At 70.9% G+C, this 2,516-nt stretch carries 4 protein-coding genes and 1 pseudogene; 3 read left to right on the forward strand and 2 right to left on the reverse strand.

What is annotated here, in order from left to right; translation table 11 throughout:
* Together JMF90_RS33200 and JMF90_RS33205 are read left to right on the forward strand one after the other, a co-directional pair.
* Window positions 1–98: pseudogene (locus tag JMF90_RS33200) on the forward strand (transcriptional regulator); the annotation flags it as partial.
* A gap of 40 nt (window positions 99–138) precedes the next feature.
* Window positions 139–312 carry a hypothetical protein gene (locus tag JMF90_RS33205; protein ID WP_155123311.1) on the forward strand — a complete coding sequence of 58 codons (174 nt, stop codon included), beginning with the start codon at window positions 139–141 and terminating at the stop codon, window positions 310–312.
* Window positions 313–322: 10 nt separating this feature from the next.
* Here the strand turns inward: JMF90_RS33205 and JMF90_RS33210 are convergent, their stop codons facing one another.
* The gene (locus tag JMF90_RS33210) at window positions 323–1,762 is read right to left on the reverse strand and encodes an MFS transporter (RefSeq protein ID WP_041489414.1); all 1,440 of its coding nucleotides are present in this window, start codon (window positions 1,760–1,762) and stop codon (window positions 323–325) included.
* Between the two features lie 141 nt (window positions 1,763–1,903).
* On the opposite strand from JMF90_RS33210, the gene JMF90_RS33215 reads away from it, so the two are divergent.
* The gene (locus JMF90_RS33215; RefSeq protein WP_011548186.1) at window positions 1,904–2,347 is read left to right on the forward strand and encodes a GNAT family N-acetyltransferase; all 444 of its coding nucleotides are present in this window, start codon (window positions 1,904–1,906) and stop codon (window positions 2,345–2,347) included.
* A 59-nt stretch (window positions 2,348–2,406) separates the two neighbouring features.
* On the opposite strand, the gene JMF90_RS33220 is transcribed toward JMF90_RS33215, so the two are convergent.
* On the reverse strand, window positions 2,407–2,516 hold a 110-nt coding region (locus tag JMF90_RS33220; protein ID WP_201326012.1), incomplete at its 5' end, for a helix-turn-helix domain-containing protein.

Genomic DNA, 2,516 nt, shown 5'->3' on the forward strand with positions numbered 1-2,516 from the left:
GCAAGCTCGCGCTGCGGCACGACGACGGCCGGCCCGTGAAGGCGGCCGACACGGTCGTCAGGAAGGTCGACGACGAGGCGAGCGCGACACGGCGATGAGCATCAGGCGCGATGGCCCGACCGGCCAGCAGCTCCCGCGTTGTATCTGGGAAATACCTGTCTCGATCCCGATGCACCCGACACGCTGCACGGGCCGCATCCGCGCTTGCAGTTCATGGTGATTCAGGCGAGCCGCGGTGGGCACGTGAGCCACTTCGGGCGTAACGTCTTTCCATGGCGTCACCTGATCCAGCCCGACCCCGGCGACGCATGACCGCACGCGCTCAATCGTGCGCCGACAAGGTCTGACGCGACCGCGGCGCACCGCGATCCGCATCGGTCCGCACGCGGGTCGCGAGCAGCGCGGCCGCGACCAGCAGCGCGACCGACACGACGGTTTCGATCCGCAACCCGCTGACGACCTGCGCTGCACCGCCGCCGCCGGCGAGCGCACCGAACGCCGCGACGCCGATCGCGCCGCCGGCCTGCCGCGCGGTATTGAGCACGGCCGACGCGATGCCGGCCCGCTCGGGCGCGACCGAGGCGAGTACGGCCGTCGTCATCGCGGGCACCGCGAAGCCCATGCCCGACGGAATCAGCAGGAACGGCACCAGCAGCACGCCGAGCGGCGTCGCGGCATCGACGAAATGCAGCGACCCGTAGCCGAGCGCGGCGACGAGCGCGCCGGCCACCATCGGCACGCGCGGGCCGTGGCGGGCGACGACGCGTCCGCTCGCGAGATTCGACAGCAGGAAGCCGCCGGTGAGCGGCAGGAACGCGAGCCCGGCCTGCAACGCCGATTCGCCGCGTGCGCGTTGCAGGTACAGCGCGAGCACGAACACGGTGCCGTAGTACGTGAGGTTCACGCAGATCCCGAACAGCACGGCCGTGCTGAACGCAGGGTGGCGGAACAGCGACAGCGGCAGCATCGGCGTGGCCGTACGCGATTCGACCGCGACGAACGCGAGCGCGGCCAGCGCCGCCAGCACGAAACCGCTGGCCACGACGGGATGCGTGAAGCCGAGCGGCCGCCATTCGATCACGGCGCCGGTCAGCACGGTCAGCATCGCGATCGCGATGAACTGGCCGCGCGGATCGAGCGAACGGGTCGAGCGCGCCGGGGCAGCCTGCTCGCGGCGCGCCGGCACCCACGCGAACGTGGCGGCGAGCCCCGCCGCACACAGCGGCAGGTTCACGAGGAAGATGCCGCGCCAGCCCCACGCGGCGATCAGCAGGCCGCCGACGACCGGGCCGGCCGCGATCGCGATCGACCCGGCCGCCGTCCACCCGCTGACCGCACGGGCGCGCAGGCGCGGGTCATGCCGGCACGCGTCGTTGAGCAGCGCGAGCGAATTGGGCAGCATGGCCGCGGCGCCGACGCCTTGCAGCGCGCGGGCCGCGATCAGCATCGCGGGCGCGACGGCGGCGCCGCACGCGAGCGACGCGAACGCGAACAGCAGGAGGCCCGCGACATACAGGCGGCGTGTGCCGAAGCGGTCGCCGAGCGCGCCGGCCGACAGCATCAGCACCGCGAACGCGAGCGTGTACGCATCGACGACCCATTGCAGGCCGGCCACCGGCAGGTGCAGATCGGCGGCGAGATGCGCGAGTGCGATATTGACGATGGTCACGTCGAGCTGCGTGACGACGAACCCGATGCTGACGGTGGCGACGATGCGCGCCAGCGCGGGCGGGAAAGCGGGGGACGGTGTGGTCGTATCCATGCGTCCATCGTAGGCGGCGACGGACATTCGATGTTTCAGCGGGACGTGAAGCGTCGATACGCGGCCCGTGCGCGGCGATTAACATGGCAATGCGGCGGGCGCATGCCACCGCGCACATCGACTTTCGACAGGCCTGTCCGGATGACTCCCTCGAACCTGACGACGCGCGACGCGCAGATCGCCGATCACGCGGACATCGCACGGCTGATGCACCAGCTTGGCTACGATGCGACCCCCGAGATGATCCGCGACAAGCTGGCAACACTGCTGCCGAGCGCGGTCGACCGCATCCTGGTCGCGACGATCGCGCATCGCGTGGTCGGCTGCATCAGCCTGCATGCGCTTGCGCTATTTCACGCGCATGGCAATCTCGGGCGCATCACGAGTCTGGTCGTCGACGAAAGCTGTCGCGGGCAGGGTGTCGGCGGCGCGCTGATCGCAGCGGCGCACAGCTGGTTCGAGTCGGTGGGGTGCGTGAAACTGGAGGTGACGAGCGGCGACCATCGGCTCGATGCGCACCGCTTTTACGCGCGGTACGGCTTCATGCGGGACGGGCAGCGGCTGTCGAAGCGCGTCCGGCCGTGATGCCGGGGCGAGCGGCCGTCGCATCCGCCATCGCGGGAGAACCGGCGCCGCTTGACCGTTCAGTGCCGTTCGCCGCGCCAGCGTCCCGGCGCCACGCCGAAGCGCTTCGTGAACGCATGCGTGAACGTGCTCTGATCCGCGAAGCCGACGCTGCCCGCGATGTCGACGA

Origin of the sequence: Burkholderia sp. E168m23, assembly GCF_016586125.1 — a bacterium.
In the GTDB taxonomy this organism is placed as follows: Bacteria; Pseudomonadota; Gammaproteobacteria; order Burkholderiales; family Burkholderiaceae; genus Burkholderia; species Burkholderia orbicola.

Coding starts and splice junctions, on each gene's coding strand:
- JMF90_RS33210 (WP_041489414.1), bottom strand. CDS start 1,762: ATGGATACGACCACACCGTCCCCCGCTTTCCCGCCCGCGCTGGCGCGC.
- JMF90_RS33215 (WP_011548186.1), top strand. CDS start 1,904: ATGACTCCCTCGAACCTGACGACGCGCGACGCGCAGATCGCCGATCAC.